At 36.3% G+C, this 20420-nt stretch carries 23 protein-coding genes; 10 read left to right on the top strand and 13 right to left on the bottom strand.

Annotated features, from left to right (window positions below):
* Window positions 1-7: 7 nt before the first annotated feature.
* The 4 genes from ND811_RS11885 to ND811_RS11870 all read left to right on the top strand — a co-directional run bounded on the left by ND811_RS11885 (window position 8) and on the right by ND811_RS11870 (window position 3970).
* Window positions 8-778 carry an efflux RND transporter periplasmic adaptor subunit gene (locus tag ND811_RS11885; protein WP_265352408.1) on the top strand — a complete coding sequence of 257 codons (771 nt, stop codon included), beginning with the start codon at window positions 8-10 and terminating at the stop codon, window positions 776-778.
* Complete coding sequence (locus ND811_RS11880) at window positions 779-2032, top strand: ABC transporter permease (protein ID WP_265352409.1); 1254 nt, start codon at window positions 779-781, stop codon at window positions 2030-2032. It begins immediately after the preceding gene.
* Window positions 2033-2701, top strand: a complete 669-nt coding sequence (locus ND811_RS11875) for an ABC transporter ATP-binding protein (protein ID WP_265352410.1) — start codon at window positions 2033-2035, stop codon at window positions 2699-2701.
* A gap of 96 nt (window positions 2702-2797) precedes the next feature.
* Entirely contained in the window at window positions 2798-3970 is a 1173-nt protein-coding gene (locus tag ND811_RS11870; RefSeq protein WP_265352411.1) for a trans-sulfuration enzyme family protein, read from the top strand.
* Here ND811_RS11870 and ND811_RS11865 read toward each other — a convergent pair.
* The 8 genes from ND811_RS11865 to ND811_RS11830 form a co-directional block, all read right to left on the bottom strand.
* A complete protein-coding gene (locus tag ND811_RS11865) occupies window positions 3930-5141 on the bottom strand; it encodes a multiheme c-type cytochrome (protein WP_265352412.1) in 1212 nt (403 codons plus the stop codon). The genes ND811_RS11870 and ND811_RS11865 overlap by 41 nt on opposite strands.
* A gap of 26 nt (window positions 5142-5167) precedes the next feature.
* A complete protein-coding gene (locus tag ND811_RS11860; protein WP_265352413.1) occupies window positions 5168-6616 on the bottom strand; it encodes a rhodanese-like domain-containing protein in 1449 nt (482 codons plus the stop codon).
* A gap of 9 nt (window positions 6617-6625) precedes the next feature.
* On the bottom strand, window positions 6626-7582 hold the full coding sequence (locus tag ND811_RS11855) for a hypothetical protein (protein WP_265352414.1): 957 nt from the start codon (window positions 7580-7582) through the stop codon (window positions 6626-6628).
* A gap of 3 nt (window positions 7583-7585) precedes the next feature.
* Window positions 7586-7945 (bottom strand): hypothetical protein, encoded by a 360-nt coding sequence (locus ND811_RS11850; protein ID WP_265352415.1) that lies wholly within the window; start codon window positions 7943-7945, stop codon window positions 7586-7588.
* A 77-nt stretch (window positions 7946-8022) separates the two neighbouring features.
* A complete protein-coding gene (locus tag ND811_RS11845) occupies window positions 8023-9399 on the bottom strand; it encodes a rhodanese (RefSeq protein WP_265352416.1) in 1377 nt (458 codons plus the stop codon).
* A gap of 226 nt (window positions 9400-9625) precedes the next feature.
* Complete coding sequence (locus tag ND811_RS11840) at window positions 9626-10237, bottom strand: helix-turn-helix domain-containing protein (protein WP_265352417.1); 612 nt, start codon at window positions 10235-10237, stop codon at window positions 9626-9628.
* Entirely contained in the window at window positions 10221-11504 is a 1284-nt protein-coding gene (locus tag ND811_RS11835) for a hypothetical protein (RefSeq protein WP_265352418.1), read from the bottom strand. Before ND811_RS11835 ends, ND811_RS11840 begins: the two co-directional genes overlap by 17 nt.
* Before the next feature lie 47 nt (window positions 11505-11551).
* The gene (locus ND811_RS11830) at window positions 11552-12028 is read right to left on the bottom strand and encodes a DUF4395 domain-containing protein (RefSeq protein WP_265352419.1); all 477 of its coding nucleotides are present in this window, start codon (window positions 12026-12028) and stop codon (window positions 11552-11554) included.
* 137 nt (window positions 12029-12165) lie between these two features.
* Here ND811_RS11830 and ND811_RS11825 point away from each other — a divergent pair, with 137 nt between their 5' ends.
* Genes ND811_RS11825 through ND811_RS11805 form a run of 5 tightly spaced genes read left to right on the top strand, consistent with a single transcriptional unit; the run spans window position 12166 to window position 16928 of the window.
* Window positions 12166-13080 (top strand): sulfurtransferase, encoded by a 915-nt coding sequence (locus ND811_RS11825; RefSeq protein WP_265352420.1) that lies wholly within the window; start codon window positions 12166-12168, stop codon window positions 13078-13080.
* Complete coding sequence (locus tag ND811_RS11820) at window positions 13077-14393, top strand: multiheme c-type cytochrome (protein ID WP_265352421.1); 1317 nt, start codon at window positions 13077-13079, stop codon at window positions 14391-14393. The genes ND811_RS11825 and ND811_RS11820 overlap by 4 nt, the downstream gene beginning before the upstream one ends.
* Complete coding sequence (locus tag ND811_RS11815) at window positions 14371-15105, top strand: glycosyltransferase family 2 protein (RefSeq protein WP_265352422.1); 735 nt, start codon at window positions 14371-14373, stop codon at window positions 15103-15105. Before ND811_RS11820 ends, ND811_RS11815 begins: the two co-directional genes overlap by 23 nt.
* A gap of 34 nt (window positions 15106-15139) precedes the next feature.
* The gene (locus ND811_RS11810) at window positions 15140-16372 is read left to right on the top strand and encodes an MptA/MptB family glycosyltransferase (protein WP_265352423.1); all 1233 of its coding nucleotides are present in this window, start codon (window positions 15140-15142) and stop codon (window positions 16370-16372) included.
* 10 nt (window positions 16373-16382) lie between these two features.
* Window positions 16383-16928: a TIGR04282 family arsenosugar biosynthesis glycosyltransferase gene (locus ND811_RS11805; RefSeq protein WP_322113471.1), complete on the top strand. Its 546-nt coding sequence runs from the start codon at window positions 16383-16385 to the stop codon at window positions 16926-16928.
* Here the strand turns inward: ND811_RS11805 and ND811_RS11800 are convergent.
* Window positions 16925-17401, bottom strand: a complete 477-nt coding sequence (locus ND811_RS11800) for an OmpA family protein (protein ID WP_265352425.1) — start codon at window positions 17399-17401, stop codon at window positions 16925-16927. The two genes, ND811_RS11805 and ND811_RS11800, sit on opposite strands and share 4 nt — an antisense overlap.
* A 102-nt stretch (window positions 17402-17503) precedes the next feature.
* On the opposite strand from ND811_RS11800, the gene lpxD reads away from it, so the two are divergent.
* Window positions 17504-18523, top strand: coding sequence for a UDP-3-O-(3-hydroxymyristoyl)glucosamine N-acyltransferase (lpxD, locus tag ND811_RS11795; protein WP_265352426.1), 1020 nt, complete (start codon window positions 17504-17506; stop codon window positions 18521-18523).
* Window positions 18524-18526: 3 nt separating this feature from the next.
* Here lpxD and ND811_RS11790 read toward each other — a convergent pair whose 3' ends face one another.
* From ND811_RS11790 to ND811_RS11775, 4 genes are read right to left on the bottom strand one after another with little or no spacing between them, the layout of a single operon-like run.
* Window positions 18527-18946 carry an SRPBCC family protein gene (locus ND811_RS11790; protein WP_265352427.1) on the bottom strand — a complete coding sequence of 140 codons (420 nt, stop codon included), beginning with the start codon at window positions 18944-18946 and terminating at the stop codon, window positions 18527-18529.
* Complete coding sequence (locus tag ND811_RS11785; RefSeq protein WP_265352428.1) at window positions 18947-19294, bottom strand: arsenate reductase family protein; 348 nt, start codon at window positions 19292-19294, stop codon at window positions 18947-18949. It abuts the gene before it with no gap.
* Entirely contained in the window at window positions 19291-19530 is a 240-nt protein-coding gene (locus tag ND811_RS11780) for a hypothetical protein (RefSeq protein ID WP_265352429.1), read from the bottom strand. Before ND811_RS11780 ends, ND811_RS11785 begins: the two co-directional genes overlap by 4 nt.
* Window positions 19531-19569: 39 nt before the next feature.
* On the bottom strand, window positions 19570-20397 hold the full coding sequence (locus ND811_RS11775) for an LIC_11366 family protein (RefSeq protein WP_265352430.1): 828 nt from the start codon (window positions 20395-20397) through the stop codon (window positions 19570-19572).
* Window positions 20398-20420 lie beyond the last annotated feature (23 nt).

Genomic DNA, 20420 nt, shown 5'->3' with positions numbered 1-20420 from the left:
GGTCAACATGGATCGTAAAAAACTATATATTCTTGGTTCAATCGTTGTAATAGTTCTAATCGTTTCTTCCCTTTGGTTTTTTCGGAACTCACAATCCAACCGAATAGGAATTCAAAAAGGCTCTTTAGTAGAAGCGGTATATGCCCTAGGAACCGTAAAACCAGTCGATAGTTTTAGTTTAAAATTTGGAATTGCAGCGTCTGTTCGGGAGATCTTTGTGGAAGAGGGCCAAACCGTAATCAAAGACCAAGCCCTACTTGTAAATGATTCAGGAATTACTTTTCGATCACCATTCAACGGCACATTAACGAAGTTAAATGTCGCCAAAAATGAAACGGCAATGCCTGGTCTTCCTCTTTTAGAAATTCAAAATCTAAAGGAAGTTTATATTTCCGTTTCTTTAGACCAAGAGTCAGCCTTACGTGTTAAACCAGGACAACTTGCTCAGCTTAGTTTTGAATCCATTCGCGGGAATGTGTATAAAGGAAAAGTCGAAAGAATTTATCCATCCAATGGACAGTTTTTAGTTCGAATTGAACCACATGAGCTCCCGCAAGGGATTTTGCCGGATATGACAACAGACGTTGCTATCGAAGTTTCTTCTAAAGAAAACGTTATCTTGGTTCCGTTAGTTGCTGTAGACCGTGGTAAGATTACTCGGTTTCGTGATGGGAAAAGGGAAAAAATTGAGATCCGTATTGGAGCCATCAATTCAGAATTTGGAGAACTGATCCAAGGTGATCTGAAAGAAGGCGATGAAGTATTGGTTAAAAACTAAATGTTGTTTCTTGCGATTAGACAGATCCTTTCAAGACCACAACAATCAATTTTAACTTTGATTGGCATCGTTCTAGGAACAGCAGGTTATATTGTATTTTCAGGAATTATGTTGGGTTTCCAAGCTGTTATTACAGACCAATTAGTAAACTCGGACGGACAAATTAAAATTTCACCCAAAGATGAGCTAATAACGGAACGAACATTTGAGGATGTTTTTTTTCAAGGAAAAGTTGTGCGTTGGTTATCACCACCATCTGGAAGAACCGACAATTCTCGCTTAACTAATGTTCTTGGCTGGATGGATAAATTATCTAATGATCATAGAGTCATTTCCTTTTCACCGCAGCTAACAAAAGAAGTTATTTTTGTAAATGGAAAAGCAACGGCACCTGCAAGATTTGTCGGAGTTGATCCTGCTATCCAACCTAAGGTAACCAATATAAGTGATTACATTGTAGAGGGAAAAATTTCAGATTTATCTAAAGGGACTTCTCTTGCGATTATGGGAGAGGGTGTTCTTAACAAATTAGGTGCTAAAATCGGTGATACTATTTCCGTGTACATTCCTGGAACTGATTTAATTCCTTTAAAAGTGGTTGGTATTTTGAGTACGGGGAACCGTTTGGTAGACGAAGTTACAGTTTATTCCTCATTATCCACAGTACAAAGTGTCACAAAATCAAGTGGAGAGATATCGCAGATCATTGTTAAGATAAAGGATATTCGCTCTGCCGCAGAAATTGCTGCTGATTTTAGATACTTTAGCAAGGATAAGGTTGAGAGCTGGGATGAGGTAAATGCAAGTATCCTTCAGGTATTTAAGACACAAGATATTGTAAGAAACTCTACAACATTTACAATCATTCTCGTTGTGGCTTTTGGTATTTATAATATTTTAAATATGGTTGTTAACCAAAAGAAAAAGGAAGTCGCGATCTTACGTTCTATTGGGTTCGACGAAAAAGATACAATTCAACTTTTTATTTTTCAAGGATTGTTTCTTGGAACTCTTGGTGCTGTGATTGGAATATTTGTTGGTATACTTGGATGTTATTATATCGATGGAATTCCTATTGGTGATCCGAAACAAAATTCCAAGGCCTTGATGAAAACAATGATGATTTCCTGGGATTGGATGATTTACGTAAAAGGTTTCTCCATCGCAGTCCTTAGCGCTTCGATTGCGAGTTATATTCCTGCTCGAATGGCAAGTCGTCTTTCTCCAGTAGATATTATTCGAGGAGCAACATAAATGATTGGAATTGATGCCAAACATATTTTTAAATCCTTTGGAGAGCCGCCTCAAGAAGTTTTAAAAGATGTTTCCTTAGAAATAGATGTTGGTGATTTTGTGGCACTTACTGGTAAGTCTGGATCTGGTAAGTCTACGTTACTTTATATTGTAAGTGGTTTGGACAATCCAACAAGTGGTGATGTTAAACTGAATGGAAAATCCCTTGTAGGAATGGGAAGTAAAGAAATTCATACATTAAGAAATCAATCGATAGGATTTGTTTTTCAGTTTCATTACTTACTTCCTGAACTTACTGGACTTGAAAACATAACTATGCCTGCGAGAAAAACGGGATCACATAAGATTATAGAAGAATATGCTCTTCATTTGATGGAAAGTTTTTCAGTTTTACATTGTAAGGATAAGTTTCCAAGTCAAATGTCAGGAGGGGAAGGGCAAAGGGTTGCCATTGCACGTGCCCTTGTCCAAAAACCCAAATTTCTTTTTGCCGATGAACCGACAGGTAATTTAGATACAGCTAATGGTGATAAGGTGATGGAGATATTTAAAAGGATCAACCAAGTGGATGGAACTACGATTCTTTTTGTAACGCATGATCCTGATTATGCGGGACTTGCTGGACGCAGAGTTCATATGATCGACGGAAAAATAGCGGAAATTTCTTAAAATATCTGCTATATTGGTTTAATTTCGATTCTATAGCAGATATTTTCCAAAAAAATTAATGAATTCGAGCGTTCATAACCGACCTTGGCAAAAGATATGTTTGAACACTTTGAAACTGACGCCATCCGCATCCAAACCAAACGAACCGGGGAAAAAGAACATTCTACCCCATTATTTTTGACTTCCAGTTTTGTTTTTGATGATGCGGAACATGCAAGAGCACTCTTTGCGGAAGAAGTAACGGGTAATCAATATACAAGATTTTCGAATCCGAACACGACGGAACTAATTGATAAACTTTGTTCTTTGGAACATACTGAAGATGGAATTGCGACTGCCTCTGGAATGTCTGCTGTTTTTACCTCTGTGTTTGGTCTTGTTAAAGCTGGTGACCATATCGTATCGGCACGTGCTATTTTTGGATCTACTCACCAAATATTTGCAAATATTCTTCCTCGTTTCGGAGTCACTACTACTTATGTTGATATCAACAAACCTGAGTTATGGGAACAGGCTTTCCAAGAAAATACTAAAATAGTTTATATTGAAACACCTTCAAATCCAGGTTTGGATATAGTCGACTTAGAATGGGTTTCTGCGTTATGTAAAAAGAAAAAGGTCATTCTAATCGTTGATAATTGTTTTTGTTCCCCTTATATTCAAAGACCGGCTGACTTTGGAGCTGATGTTGTGATTCATTCCGCTACTAAGTATTTGGATGGTCAAGGCCGGGTGATCGCCGGTGTTATTTTAGGAAAAAAAGAATACATTCAACCGATTCGTTACATGGCCCGTAATACAGGTCCGGCTTTGTCTCCTATGAATGCATGGATTATTTCTAAAAGTTTAGAGACATTGGCTGTGCGTATGGATAGACATTCAGAAAATGCAATGAAATTGGCTGAATTTTTAGAAAAGTCCTCAGACGTAGAGTTAGTTCGTTATCCATTTTTGCCAAATGATCCTGGTTATACGATTGCTAAAAAACAAATGAAAGCGGGTGGGGGAATTGTTTCCTTTGTGATTAAGGGTGGGGTAGACAGAGCAAGGAAATTTTTAGATTCGTTAAAATGGTTTTCACTTACTGCTAATTTGGGAGATACTCGAACAACTGTAACTCATCCAACATCGACAACCCATTCAAAATTATCGGAAGCAGAAAGACTTGCCGTCGGAATTTTGCCTGGTCTAATCCGAGTTTCAGTAGGTTTAGAGCATATTGATGATATTATTGCGGAAGTAAAACAGGCACTTGCCAATTCAAAGTAAATAATAAATAACGAGAGTTCTTCTTCTCTGTGAGGGACTCTTGTAATAACTTTTTAGATTCTGCACTGAGTTTTTCTTTGTTCTTTGTTAGCTGTTCTTCAAAGTTGCGAACATACTGTTCATCAGGGTCAATTTCAATTTCCCACAAAAACTTTTGAACTTTCTTTTCTTTTGGGTCGTAATCAAAACTAACTTGGTGCGATTTTTGAGGTTTGATTCTAGTATCTAAATATTCTTCGGTTAAACTTGTATTAACAATTCTACCAATAATCGATTCTTCTAATAGAATGGGATTTGTACCATTTTTGAAAAATACATAGAAGCGTAAGTAAACTTTGGGGACCAGATAAGTGGGAAACTCATGACCTACAGCAATGGATTTGAGTTCCGCTTGTACTTGGTAGATCCCATTTTTTTCAGTAATCTTCCATTTGGGTAACAAAGAGTTCTGAACAAACGTTTTGTCATGAATACCTTTCCAGGAATGTTCTCTATCGGGCATGTGACAGTTTTGGCAATGAATTCCCTGTTTTGCAAAAGGACTTTTTTCCCATTCAGTATAAACTTCCATTAGTTTTTTCCCATTGAGCCTTATCCCATCTTGTTTGCTTTCGTGGCAGGACTTACAAAACTCAGATGATTCAAATTCTTTTTTAGCAATATACCCGTTATGTGGTAAATTCGCTATGGATAGTTTATCTTTTGCATTTGTACTTGGTGGAGGGCCAAATCGAATTTGATTTCGAATATGACAAGATGCGCAGAGAATCGAAGGATTCGAGATTCCATTGGGGAAATTGTGAAGTTTTGAATTGAGAATTTCTTCGGTTTGGTATTCTTTAGAAAGCTCTGATTTAGTTTCAGCTAATGGTGAGTGACATTGGAAACAAGAGCGATATTCTTCAGAAGATAATATATCCTTCTGCCATAAAAATCCTTTACCGATAGACTTTGAGTGAAAACTTTCTTTCCAATTTTGAAACTGTTTATTGTGGCAAGTTTGGCATGCACTGGGTTCTAAGTTTTTTTCTAATACAGAAAAATGTTCTGGTGGTAAACCTTGGGCAACGATGGGGTTTTTCCAATGGGATTCTAAGAAGTTTGAATCCAAACAACTTACGAAGATCACGGATAGAGCGATAGCCGTAAGTTGATTGGATAGAAAAGTCATATCAATAGTAAACTCTGATTAACGGATTAACCGCCGCAAGCATTTCCTCCTCCACCAGATGGAGAACCACCTCCACCTCCTGATGATCCAGCAGTTGCAGTCCCTCTTAAGAAAGATTTATCTTCCGTTCTAAGTTTATTGGAATTTTTCACAAACTGTCTCGAAACATCCAATTGATAATTAGGAACATTCGCATCTGCATTCGGCGTATTACTTTCTGATAAAGTTGCGATATCTGTACGCCAGTAAGAAGCAGGTTGTGAGATGGCGCTGGGACTTGATCCAGAACTGGGAGATCGTAAACCAAGCGCACCAAACTGCTTCCACCCACCTTCATATAATCTTGTTGGTTTACCAAGAATTTGATGTACAACAAACCAAACGAGCGAACCTTTTGTTGCATCCTCCCCATAAATATAAATTTGTTTATTGGATGAGTAGCCTGTATTGTTTAAATAACTTTGTAATTGGCTGAATGATTTAAACTGAAAAGTAGTTCCATCATACAAATCTGTTGGCACCAAATTTGTTGAAGACTTAATTCGACCTTCATAAGTTACAAGGCAAGTATTTGTAACAAATGTGGAATTTGTTTTTGTGGTACAATTTGCATACTTTGATCCAGAAGCTGTTGAGTTTACTGTTCCTGTAAAAGATGCATTTGGTCTTCCATCGATGATTTGAAATCCTTCCGCTGGGATTGGGTCAACTTCCTCCAAAATAGTATTCCCATTCTTTATTGCATGTATCAAATCACCAATAGTCAGTTGTAAAACAGTGTGATCACGGAAGAGATTTTTTATATTACCTGCACGATTGCTATTTGCATAATTATAAGAAGGAGTTGTGAATAAACTACCTGCCGCTGTTAAATCTGCGATGGAGCCATTTAAAACTGCTAACCTTTCCTTTGGAAAACCCCAATATAGTAGAGAATAGTAAGCAAATGTTGCAGAAGATAGGTTAGCAAGTGAAGTTGTATCGCTAGCAAAAACAATATAATCTAAAGCTGGATCAATTCCGTAGATGGAAAAAAAATCAGATATTTTTTTTCCTTTAGGAACAATCCCATCAATCGCTAATACTCCATCATCTCTTACATCAGAGAGAAGTTCTGACAAGTTGGGAATAGGATAAGCAAATACCTGTTTCCCATCGAAAAAAACATAACGTCCACTTCCTCCCGATGTCTGGACTTGGAAAACTATTAGATTCCCAGAAACTCCTGAAGGTCGATTGTTATTCCAATTGGATAAAAAGCGCGATAACTTACTTGAAGTGATCAGTCCACTTTCATTTAAATTATAATCGGCATTGGATAATGTCGCCAATTCTGCAGGAGTATAAACTCGGAATAAAAATGGAGTTAAATCAATTTTTAAACTTTGCGGTAGAAATAAATATTCTGGCAGACCTTTACAGCCAATCATTTGAATAAATAGAATAAAAAGAATTGTTATATATTTAAGTTTCATCTTGAGACCTCAGAGATTGTAAGGAAGAGTGACAGCAAATCCCATAGTTTTCAGCTTTGCTGTGTTGTATCCTGCAATGGTTTCTGAATAGAAAAGGGTATAAAAATTTCCGAAACTATCCGAATAACTTAAACCTACTTCTGCATTGTGAAAACTTTCTTTTCTACCCCATGCTGGACGTTCATTTTGTACGTATACATCATAAGGATTAATACCATATAAAGACGGTTGTGGGTAACGAACTATGTTTAAAGGTGGTTGTTGTCTCGGATCAGCATAAGCATAACCACCTTGTCCTACTTGGCCACGAAGACCTACTGTCAAAAACAAGGACTCAAAGAATCGTTTGTAAAATGCTCCATAATAGAGAATATCATCGGGAACGGGATTCTCTCTTTTCCGATAAGAAAATTCACCTAAAGAGCCAAGACCCCAAACACCGAAATCTTTTGCTAAATAAAGATTTACTTCGCCACCACTTGCGCCATCACCCAGCGATTGAGGGTTCCGATCATAATCACCTCGTTTGATTCCGCCGACTCGGAGCGAAATAGTCGGCATCCAGCGATACTTTGAATCGAATTCATCTAAAATTTTATATCGAATTCCAAACCTTGTGTCCATAAATCCATATTTGTCTGAAACTTCTGGTGTTTGTTGTAATCCTAAATATCGATTAAATATTTTATGGCGACCTAATTTACCAAAACCAAAAGTTAAATCTGCCGTAAGTCTATCTGTAATTCCATATTCTAATGCCAGGTTCGCGACCGACAAACGAACGTTATCGTCATATTTTGCTTTTTGACCAGCTAAAAATGCACTATCGTATTCTGAATGTATGAATACTGGGCGCACCCATAGTTGTCTCTCGTAAGGTGCCCATGCTTGTTGAGCATAAATACTTGGAGTTACAATAAAAAATAATGAGAATACATATTTTGAGAAATTTAAGAAAGATTTCATTGTTTATTCCTTCTTTTTCTCAGGTAGTTTAACGTTGAATCTAACTTGAATAAAATATTCAAGGGCTTGTAATTGTTCTTCTGATAGTTTGCCTGCAAAATCAGGGAGGTTAACTCGTCTTTTTTCAGTATTAGGTAAACTTCCTTGTAAGTATTCCAATCGTTCTTCTTGGTCTATTGATTTAACGTTTGATTGTTTTTCTAATGTAATATCTTGATTGTAGACTGCTTTTCCTAAGTGATATTTTTCTCTGTCTTGCCCTTGCGGTATATTGGCTATTCCACCTCCGCCAATGCCACCAGATGCATACACACTGGTAATTAGTAATAGATTAATGATTAATAGTTGAATTAACTTCTTCATATAACTTTCCCTGTTATAGTTTTTATTTATTAAAGCCTAAAGAGGAATGATCTCCATTCCTCTTTAGTAGAATTTCTTTAACGTTTGTAAGCTTTGTCATCCTCGATGATTTTTCTTGTAGTTGTTGCTGAAATATTTAAGTTTGTTGGTAAACTTGTATCAACGTCTCCCGCAACATTATACGTAATCACTTCGGAAAGTTCTGGTAAGTCTGTACGGAATGGAGAGTCAGCCGGTAATTTTGGAGACGGTCCCGCACCTGTTAAACTTCCCCATTCAATCCAACTTCCATCGTAATACGTCGATGGATAACCTAAGATCGCGATGTAAGAGAATCCAGTTACCTGAGATCTATTATTAGTTCGGCAAAGTTGGATTGCAGTTTGGCCTACCTGATATCCTCTAGCATCAAAATATGCTTTTAGGTCTGCTTTTGACTTAAATCTATGTTCTGTATCTAAGAGACCTGTCCAAGGTACATCTTTGGCTCCTTTAATTCTACCTTCGAAGCCTACATATTTTCCTGCAGTTTCCGATTGAGTACTTTTGATGGTTCCATTGTATTCAGCAGCACTAGCCGACGATCTTGCATCAGAAACAAAAACACTGGAAGTGAGGCCAGGAATTGTTACATTGTTCGGTGCTTTCACTGCTTTGATTACGTCTTCTAGCGGAAGCATTAAAATCGTGTTGTCCACTCGGAGACTCTTCACACTATAGCGATTGTTATATCCTGGAGGAGTGTTTGTTGTAGAGCTAAAAGGTACGAAATTTCCATCAGTATCAATCAGTCTAGGAAGGGTTCCGTTTAAGAACGCAAGATTTTTATGATCAAATCCCCAATAACGAAAAGAGTAGAACGCTCTTAATGTTCCTTGTACATGGTTTGCTGCATCAGCAGTAGATACTAAGACCACTAAGTCATTGGCAGGATCAATTCCATATTGATTTAAGATTTTGTCGATATGGGTACCATCTGCAATAATAGAAATTGTATCTGCTAGTCCATTGTTTCTTTTTTGGCTAAAACCATCTCCACCATCTACGGCATTCGCACCACTAGCAAAATTGAAGGCATATACTACTACATCGTTTCCATTTCCTCCGATATATTCCTTCCCAGCTTGTGTGCCAGTTCCACCTGTTCCTCTTGGATTCACTCCATTTTGAAGAATCACTAATTTTCCGTTGATCCCCGCAGGTTTAGTTCCGGACCAGTTGTTCACCCATTTTCCTAAAGTGGATGGGGTGATAAGACCGTATTCATTTAGGTTATAATTTTCATTCGATTCTTTTGCTAGTTCAGCAGCAGTATTAACCTTGATACCTGAGGAAAGGGCAAGTGCAGCTAACAGTAAGTTTTCGATATCCTTATTCTTTTTTGCTCCGCCGCAGGCTCCGATGAACCCCGCGGTAATTAGAGCAATCAATTTGTAAAAGAGATTGGTTTTCATTTTTAAATCCTTAGATTGAATTCCTGTTTTTTCTCTGTAGGGGTTGCACCAGAGGCAAAAACATGGTAAGGACAGTCTTTTCAGGGAGGAGAAATTAGAAAACAGACATTCTTATATATTGAATATTTAATCCTATATAACGTATAATATATTCTCGAGATGCACATTGCATTAGTAGGTGTTTCCTTTGGTGGAAATAGAATCGCTCTAAAACAATTAATCCAATTTACCTAGCTTTTTTGGAGGCAATCCATAGGAACCTAGACTCCTCTTTGAATTCATTTTCTAAAAATTCTAATTCTGCTATGGGAAAAAAAGCACTATCCGCTGGTCCCAAAACAAGATCTTTAGTTTTTAATTTGATTTTAATTTTTCCTTCAATTTGATAAATTTTGATATCAAACGCAGAAGGTAAGTGCCCAAATTGGGAAACCTTTCCAAGGCTTAGTTTCCATTCAACGATACTCAATCGATCTCTTTCCTCTTGGTAAAAAACTCGAGATTCGGCTGTATTTTTGGGAGAAATCCACCTTTTCCCTTCATTTGCCCCGATGAAACGTGGCGACTGGGCAAACAAATCGGGTATCATTTCGCCAATAGGGATTCGAAGTGATTTGGATAACTTCCAAAGAATTCCGATACTTGGAGTGGTTTTGCCAGATTCAATAAGTCCTAACATTCCGCGACTAACAGTGGATAGCTGTGAAAGTTTTTCCATTGATAAACCGAGCTCCAGTCTACGTCTTTTTAAGGTTTCACCAAGAACAACCGTTAGAACTTCATCTACATTTCTCTCGTTTTCTGTTGTGGCCGAAAAGCTTTCAATTTCTGTTTCCATACCCAATATTTCCCTTTGGGGCTATGTTTGATATATTGGATATTCTGTAAAGTAAAATGAATATTTGCTTAAAATGCCATAGGAGGCAGATGAGAGAGATTGTGGCTTCCAGAAGAAGGAAGGAATCAGGGATTTCATAAAAATAGGTAAATCCAATACTTAAACGAGCCTTGGTAAAATAGGAAAACTGGGGAAGAGTTATCAAAATCCAAGGCGATAGATTCTGCGACTTGGATATTACAAGGACTGGAATCAGAATTAAAAAATACCAGGGATTATAAACTGGTAATAAAGTCAGGAACATGTAACCAAATAGAAAGTATAAATCTAATTTTCTGGCAGTAGAAAGAAATTTTCGGAGACGTTTTTCTTTATCGATTGAAATCCAGAAAAATACGCTAACGGTAATTAGCTGTAAAAGAAAAGGAAAGGTTTTTAGATCGGTAATTCCGAATATTCTCCAAAAAGGTTCGTAATACTGGTTGAACTTGAAATTGCCACCAAACTTAAATAAATTTGAAATTCCGAAGTCTGTTGTATTTGGAAAAATAATAAAATAAATTAGATAAAAAATTAAAAATCCAACGAATCCCGAAAACAAATAGGGTAACCAATTTACCCAACTTCGTTTCCATTTTTTAAATTTTATTTTATGGATAGTCGAAAATAAAAAGAGGATCGAAAAAATTTTTATATGGATCACTAAACCTAAAATAAAGTTTGCTGCGATTATTTTTTTTTCTCTCTGAAAACTAAAATAGATCCAAAGTAGGGAAAGAATTAATATTTCAAAGTGAAAGTTGATATAAACTTCTTTAACAAGTACTGGGAATATCCAATACAATAAACCAGGTTTGTTAAATTTCCCCTTTGAAAAAAAAAGAAAACTAGCGGTCTCAAATACGAGATAACTGAGCTTTAATAATAAACCGGAAAAACCGAATGAAAACAATGCAAAATAGAGTAAAACGAAAGGACTATAAATGGTTGTCCAGTCGGGATGATTGATTTGCGATAAAATTTGAATTTCAGTTTCACTTAAATTAAGTTCTTTAAAGTAATTTAAAGGGGCAATTTGATAAGGTGACTTACCAATTCGGATTAAATTTCCTTCCCATAAATATCGTGACCAATCATCTTCCCAAAGCGGTGGAAGGAAGAAACAAAGGATTCGTATTACAAATCCTAATAGAAAAATTTGTTTGTTATATTTTTTATAGAAATCTTTTGGAAAGGTTACCATCCATAAAAATAGAACAGTAACCAATGAAAAGATTAAGAATCCAATCCATTGTTGCAACGTTTTACAATAAACTATTTATTGAAGTTTAGATGATTACATCTTTCACAAATTTCTTCCGGAATCACTCCTAGTTTCATCAGTAAACCAAAAGCAAAACAACCCGCACACCAACCCAAAAAAGATTCTAAGGAAGCAAAAAAAACTAAAGTGGCAAGAGTGATTTGGTAAGCTAAAGAAAGGCCTAAAGCAAAAAAGATAAATGCACTAGTGCTAAATAGAAATCCGATCAATTGTGCAAATCGTTTAGGTGGTCCGGCTACACCTACGAAAGATATGCCGAGCCAAGGAACGAGGTATCGTGATGTTAAAAGAGCGAAAGGTTCAAACTTCGGTCCGTAACTAAGTCTCAGTGCAAAACCAAAAACAAGTAATCCTAACACATATGCGTTAGGAAATAAAATAGCAAGAACGCCAAGGATTACCACGGAAGAGGCGACAATCCTCGTGACATTTTCATTGACCACATCTGGATAATAACCTATTTTCATATTGCCTCCATTTACTTCCAAATTACGGAGGGAGATGTTTTAAGCAAGAAAAATTCGTTTTCTTGGATAAAATGTTTATTTTATTGACGGAAATTCGTCTTAAAAGAGATGATTTGTAAAACCAGGAGAATGCCTTTATGAAAATCATGCGTGGGTATGGGGTTTATCTATTTTCTATTTCTTTATTATGGGCATTTTGGCTCCAATTGAGCGCAGGCCCTCGAGGTTCTTCTACTTTGAAAGAAGAATCTCCCTGGTTTTTGACCGCAGAACTTGCTCTTCGCTCTTCTGATTATACGATCCTTGACACTAGATCTTCCGTTCAACGCTGGAAACATAAAATTCCCGGATCGAAAGTCATTTCTTGGGAGGAATTATCTCGTACCGATGTTCCTCATAAAGGGGAACTTTTAGAATTAAAGTTTGTTCGCAAAAAAATTAATGATTTAGGTATAAAAGAAAATCAATATATACTCGTGTTAGGTGATGGGGCTTCGGGTTGGGGAGAAGAGGGTCGTATTGTTTGGAGTTTGCGTGAAGCAGGTTTTTATAATTCTTACTGGCTAGAGGGTGGTTACTCTGCTTTTGAAAAAGAGCTCCAGAAAAAATCAAACATACAGGAAAGGAATGAATCAAACTTTGATAAAGCCAACTATAAAAGAATTTCATCGGCAATTACAAAAGAAGAAATATTAAAAGGACTATCGACAAAACAATTTCAATTCCTCGATACAAGGGAACCTCGAGAATTTTCTGGTGCCACTCCATATGGAGAATCCAGGGGTGGACACATTCCTGGTGCCAAATCATTGTTTTATCAAGAGTTGTTTGATTCAAAAGGAAACATTAGATCAAAGTCTGAAGTAGAACTTTATCTAAAACAAATTGGTATTCAAAAAAATAAACCAATCGTTGCCTACTGTACAGGTGGCGTCCGCTCTGCTTTTGTCGTTGGAATTCTTCGTACTTATGGTTATAATGCTTATAATTATGCGGGTTCTATGTGGGAGTGGTCTCACGATCCAAAACTACCTTTGGAAACTAATCATTGAAACGAATTATTTTCATTCTATTATTCCTATTCCTCGCTTTAGGTATAGGTGTTTATCTCTATCTCAATCAACGAGTCGTAACAATCGAACAAGTATTCCCTGGAAAAATTTGGGCAAAACCGATTGAAAATCTTCCTGATTTGAAAGGAGTTGGTGCACCTACGGCAAAAAATTGCGGAGGTTGTCATACGGAAATTTATGAAGAATGGAAACTTTCGACTCATGCGAATGCACTTTCAGACATTCAGTTTCAATCGGAATTAGCAAAACCAAGTTCTCCAAAATGGATTTGTTTAAATTGTCATATCCCCGTTCAAAACCAAAGAGAAACGATTGTCACAGGACTAATAAATGGAGATTATTTTCGTCCGGTGGAAATTCCCAATCCAAACTTTAATATAGAAATGCAAAAAGAAGGAGTCACTTGTGCGACTTGTCATGTACGATTAGATTCTGAGTCTAATCAAAGCTATGTGATAGGGGGAACGGGTGGAACCTCTCCTCCCCATCCGGTAAAAATCAATCGAAAACAGTTACTTGATCGTTGTTACGATTGTCATAACGAAACATATACCTTAAATGAATCTCTAATTTGTTCTTTTCAAACAGGTACAGAATTAATCGCTACAAAATCAAGTGAATCTTGCTCCTCTTGCCACCAACCAGAAGTTCGTCGGTCACTGGTAAAACCATCTTTAAATAAACCGATAAGGACATCACACAAACACGGATTCATTGGAGGTGGTGTTCCCAAAACTTTTGATTTGTATCCTGATCAAATTAGATTAGGTTATAAACCAGGTATTGTTCTTTCGAATATAAAAGTAGAGAACAATACAATTGAAGTTATATTGACCAATTCAAATGCTTCGCACCATGTAACAACAGGTGACCCTGAGCGGTTTTATCGTTTGATTCTAGTCGGGATCGACAGATTCGGCAAAACAATTTATAAAGAAGAAACCACCATCGGACAAGAATGGACTTGGTCACCCGTTGCCAAAAAGGTAAGTGACAACCGGATTCCCTATAAAAATAGTTTTTTATGGAAACTAGACAGGCCAAATTTACCAATTGAAACATATCAATTCCAAGCAATTCATGTCCGATTGAAAAACATTACATCCGACTATATGGTTCAATCTTCTGGATACGTATCTTCACCGTACAAAGAACAAGTAGAAAAAATGAAAGATTTATATCCTCATAGTTCTTTAATTATCGAGTCACAATACCAGTTAAAAACTAAATCTAGGAAGGACACTCCTTTAGAAGAATTATTCAAAAGGAATGCCAGTAGAAAGGGTGAATAATGTTTTTTGTATCATACCTGCACGTGATGAGGAGGAAGGCATTGAGCGTGCGTTATCTGGTATTATTTCTGAATCTGGGTTACAAAATTCTAACTTTATTATAGTAAATAATGCCTCAAAAGACCAAACAGCAAATATAGTAAAACGTATGGGCTTTTTCTGTCTTGATTGTCATGAAATTGGATATGGAAATGCTTGTTTATTGGCATTGGATTGGATTAAAAACTCTGGTAAATCTCCTGAATACATACTTTTTTGCGATGCCGATGGATCTGATGATCCTGCCGATATTCAGAAATTGATTCGAGTTATTCAAGAGAGCGGTGATGACTTAGTGATTGGTTCGCGAACTTTAGGTAAGGTTGAGAAAGGTGCACTTTCTCCAATCCAAATTTTTGGAAATGCTTTGACTTGTTTTTTGATACTAATATTTTTTCGACGAAAATTTACTGATATGGGGCCACTTCGAATCATTCGTTATTCTTCTATTTTACGGATGCAGATGGAGGATCTTACTTGGGGTTGGAATATTGAAATGCATGTAAAGGCTCTACAATTTGGACTTGCCATTCGTGAAATTTCAGTCAATTATCGAAAACGTTTTGCGGGAGTTTCGAAAATATCAGGAACCTTATCAATGTCAGTTCGTGTTGGAATTAAAATTTTATACACATTTTTTCGATTAATTCTATTTCGTGTTTATCAGAAGTAATTTTACAAAACTAATCCTGGGTATATTGTATCCAATGATTTTATTTGCTTCAGCTCATTGGGGAAGTAGAGACGAATTAGTTATCGTGTTTGTTGTGTCTTTTGTTTTGCCATTATATTTTTATTTTATATCAGCTTCGCTTGTGCTTTTTGGAAATCGTTTTTACCATTTTTTCCTTTATGCATTGTTGTTACGTGTAGTGGTTCTCGGTTCACCTGCTGTATGGAGTGATGACATCTATCGTTATTTATTTGATGCAAAAATTTTTTTAAATGGATTTTCTCCTTATTTATATACTCCGGCAGAGGTCATTAAATTCATTCATAATTCTCCTATAGAATTAGAGACACTATTTTTGAATATGAATAGCCCTCATTTTTATTCCGTTTATCCACTGTTAATTCAGTGTTTTTTCTCGCTAGGAACTTTGATTGGTTCTTTTTTTGGCAGTAGTTTTTTGGGAGTTCAGATATTACTTCTTCTGATTGATATGATAAATTTGATTTTAATCAGAAAGTTATATCCTCTCGCTAGTTTTAATTCATATTGGTTGTATTTTGGGAATCCAATTTTGATTTTAGAAGGTATTTCTCAGATGCATCCTGAAGTCCTCTTGGTAACAGGTTTTTTGCTTTTTCTGATAACGAGTTTTACGTATCAAAAATTAATATCTTTCTTTTTATTAACTCAGTTGAAACTAAATACTTTCATATTTGTTTTGGCGTTTCCTTGGAATCGTAGTTTTTGGACTAAGTTAACCGTCGTTTCTTGTCTTTCGCTGATTGTATGGAAACTTACCGTGTTTTCTGATCTGGGTTTGCAAGGATCTTCTGGGATTGGACTTTTTTTTCATACCTTCCGATTTGCTGGAATCATGGAACCTTTTTTATTTTATCTTTTAACTCCCTTTAAAATAGAATATCTTTCCGGCAGTCTAACTTTGGGTATTCTTTGTTGTATTTATATTTTTTCTTTTCAAAAAAAAATCATTTCTCGGCTAAACTTAAGAGACAGGTTACTTTTCATATATTCTTTATTCCTTTTGTTCTCACCGGTGATTCATCCTTGGTATTGGATTCCTTGGATTTTTTTTATGGTGGGGAAAGAGAAAATGGAATCATTAGTAACGATCATTTCCTTCCTTAGTTTTTTATCTTATGGATTGTATGTTAGAAATGATTTTATTTATTATCACTGGATTGTTTCCGTTTTGGTTTTAGGTTATTATGGAAAAAAACACATTAATTATTTTCGCCAAACAACCTAAGTTAGGAAAAGTGAAAACTCGCCTTGCATCTTCCGTTGGGGAAGAAAAAGCTCTTGGGATTTACTTTGAGTTACTTGAGATCACAAAGAAAATTACTTCTGCTATTGATGTTCAGAAGATTGTTTATTGGGACGAGTTTAGAGATGATAGTCCCAATGAATTTGAATTTGAATACCAAAAAAAAGTGCAAGAAACAGGAGATCTCGGATTCAAAATGGAAAAAGCATTCCAAAATGAATTTAAAGATGGTGCTAGAAAAATTATCATTATCGGAACAGACTGTCCTTTTTTAACAAAAGAAATAATCGAAAATGCTTATTCCAGACTCAATGATTTTGATTTTGTTTTAGGCCCTGCTTTGGATGGAGGTTATTATTTACTTGGTATGAAAGAATATTTTCCTTTTGTTTTTCGTTCCATACCTTGGAGCACGGAAAATGTTTTGTCACTAACAATGAATTTGATTCAAAAAAATAACAAAACCGTAACCCTTTTAGAAGAATTATGTGATATCGACGATATCAATGATTTTAATTTGTGGAAAGGTTCGATTTAAGGAATTTGTTGGATTTTGATTTCTACTCGCCGATTCAATGCTTGGTGTTCTTTTGTTTTATTGGTCAATTTCGAATTTCCATAAAAGAGTCTTCTGATTTGAATTGGTTCTACAAAATGAATTAAAAAAAATCGTTCTACTTCCAAAGATCGTTTTTCACTCATCACTAAATCATCTTTTGCATTTTTCCCTTCGTTTGCATGTGCTTGGATATAAACTTCATAATTTCTATTTTGATTTAGAAAATCTGCAAACGACTGCAAACGAACCAAGTCGGCTTTTGCTATTTTAGAAGACTGTTTGGAAAAATACAAAGTAAAGGATTTGTCTTCTTTAGCTGGTTCTGTTTTTTTATATGGATTTTCGAAGACTACACCTTCTTGTCCCACTAGTTCTTGTGTGAACAAAAAATATTGAACGGTGTAAGTTAACAAAAGCAAACGGATGCCTTTGTTCAAATTTGGGTAGAACATAGTCTAATCATCGGATAGTTTAAAAAGTTTCAATATGATAGATTTTAAAAATATGGTTGAAATATGTCCCTTCCAATTATTTTTCAAGAGGAAGGTGTATAAATGAAACTAAAAGATTTGGCTGAACAACTAGGTGCAAGTTTCACCGGCTCTGGTGAGTTAGAGATCAATGGAATCAAAGATTTGGAGCACCATACTCCAGTAGATCCTAGCAGTATATATTATGTGGCTTCCAAAAAATACTTAGCCAAACATAAAAAAGCCTCTGATGTCAAAATAGCACTTACTATTGAATCATTAGCATCACAATTCCCCAATGCCATCATTATCCCCGAAGAAGGATCAAAAGTAAAATTCATTCAGGTAGTTTCTTTATTTGAGAATAAACCAAAATATAAAACATCAATTTCGGATAAGGCGAGCATCCACCCAACCGCCAAACTTGGAAAAGATGTTACGATTATGGATTTTGCCGTGATCCAAGAAAATGTTGTGATTGGTGATCGGGCCGTTATTTACCCTAATGTGGTATTGGAATCCAATGTCGAAATTGGGGAAGAAACTGTATTGAAGTCTGGAGTTGTAGTATATTACAACTGTAAGTTGGGAAAACGCAATTTGATCCATTCTAATACAGTGATCGGGGCAGATGGTTTTGGATTTTATGATTATGCCGGTGTAAGGTATAAAGTTCCACAAATTGGAAATGTAATCATCGGCGATGAAGTAGAAATGGGTGCTCATTGTACGGTAGACCGGGCGGCTCTTGAATCAACTACCATTGGTAATTTTACTAAATTCGATGATCATGTTCATGTTGGGCACAACTGTCGGGTAGGTAATTATGTTTATATTGCTGGTGCAACTGTGCTTGCTGGTTCCGTTACGATTGAAGATGGTTGTTTCCTAGCTGGACAATCAGCTGTGGCAGAACACCTAACAATGAAAAAGGGATCGATTTTGATGGGACTTTCTGGACTGACAGAAGATTCAAAAGAGAAAACTGCATATTTTGGAATCCCTGCAAGACCTGCTTTGGAAATGCATCGGATTCATAGTTCTTTGCCAATGTTACCAGAATTAACGAAAGAGTTTTCGAAGCGAAAGAAACAAGAATCTTAAGTATTAAGATTCTAATATTTTTTTTAGAGAATTTAAGTTTTCCATCATTTGTGATTTTAGGTTCATTTTCACTAGGCCTTCACTTAATTTAAAAAAGCCTTTTAACTCCATACGATCAGTGATCGTTAGGTGGCAGTCCCCATTAGAATCCTTAAATTCATAACGATCGGTAAATGTCATAGAGTTGGAGTGGCAACTAGCGACAATCAATCTGTTGTCATGCACTTCTTCTAGTGTGTATAACTCTGTAAGTTTGAAAATCCCCAAATCTATTTGCATTTTATATTGATTTGGGTTGTTTGAAACTACTTCCGAAGCGGTGATACTTGAGTTATACAAAGTTTGGTTTTCCATATTTCGAATATACGAAAATACTTCTGGAACTGGCCTTCGGATAACCGCTTCAATGGTGGTTTGTATCATTTATTTTTTAGATTCCAAAATCCACTGTTTCCAAATGTCGGGAACAAATCCAATCGTTGCGCGTTTTCCGTCGCGAACGATTGGTGTTTTGAATAGGAGTGGGTTGGTGAGAAGTGCCTCTTCCTTATCGTATAACATGTATTTTAGATTTTTTTCTTCATAAACTTTTGATTCTGTATCAATCAAATCATCCAAACGGACACTTCCTAAAATAGACCTAAGTTCTCCTTTGCTCATTTCTTTTTCTTGGAGGTTGATGAATTGAAAAGGGATGCGGCGTTCTTGGAAGAACAACTGGGCCTTCTTAGATTCTTTGCATTTTTTGGTTCCGAAGATTTGGAGGTTCATCCAAAAATAGACTTTTTGAAATCTTCTAAAAGAGATTCTGTTCCAGACAACATCAACTCCACTTGATCTTTGTCCAAATCATACATCACATGTGCTTGTAGGTATAAAGTGAATTCTTCTGCCGTCACTTTTTTTGCATCGAAGTTTTCTTTTAGAAAATTATACCAAGCAGCAAGTATGACTTTTTGGTGAGCCAATTCTTTGATACCGATGGTAATGATTTTAGAGGATTTCATGTAATTTTCTTAAAGAATGATACCTTCCCTTGGAGACAGTCAATCCAAAAACCTTTGAAAGACTGAAAAATAGAGAACCCAAGATCCTGAGTTCATATCCAGTCTTCGAAAAGTTTGTGCAGTGCTCACAGTGGCATCAATGACTCTTGTATCATCCAAAACTCCTACCTTACCATCGGCTCGGATATAGAAACTGGAAGTTTCCCCGTTATAATTTCCGCTGAACTTATCAATAGCTATATGGTGGTATCCAAGACCTATTTGGAAAAAAGTGCTTTCGTATAACCGATGATTGATGGCAGTTTCTGCTCTGTAGGCAAGTCCACTTCCTCTAAGCCTGCCCCTTTGGTTAAAGTATTGAGTGTCGGGGGCTAAACCGCCACCTGCCGAAAATCCACGAATGTTCCAGTCAGCAGAAGTAAATCCTCCACCGAGTCCACTTTCCCATTCCCAATTTCGAAATACAGGTACGTTAAAGTAATACATTCCAAGTATATGGTAAGAATATATTTCTGAGCTGAGTTTTGTGTAATAATAGTCGCTCGTAACTTCAGTTAGTTGAAGATTCTGCCAGTCATTTCGTCCAATGACAAATCCGACTCGAGATCTTGAGTCTAGTAGGAATCGAAAAAATCCTTCATACAAATTGGTGGACTTGCCCCCACTTAAGGATACATCGGAAGCTACCAAAGGACTGACGGTAGAGGAAAACTGTTTTAGGTCTCCATCGAATCGTCCAGGGACTCTTTCTCCGCCACCTAAACGTAATCCTACTTCCATCCCGGAAGGTTCTGCGGACAAGTTGCCAATGCTGCTAGAAGAAATCATAAAAACCAGAAACGAAAGGATTACAATACATCTTGACATAACAATTTCATCCAATTTCGTGA

The organism is Leptospira soteropolitanensis (assembly GCF_026151655.1).
GTDB lineage: Bacteria > Spirochaetota > Leptospiria > Leptospirales > Leptospiraceae > Leptospira_A > Leptospira_A soteropolitanensis.
This window is presented reverse-complemented; position numbering and strand designations above follow the sequence as displayed.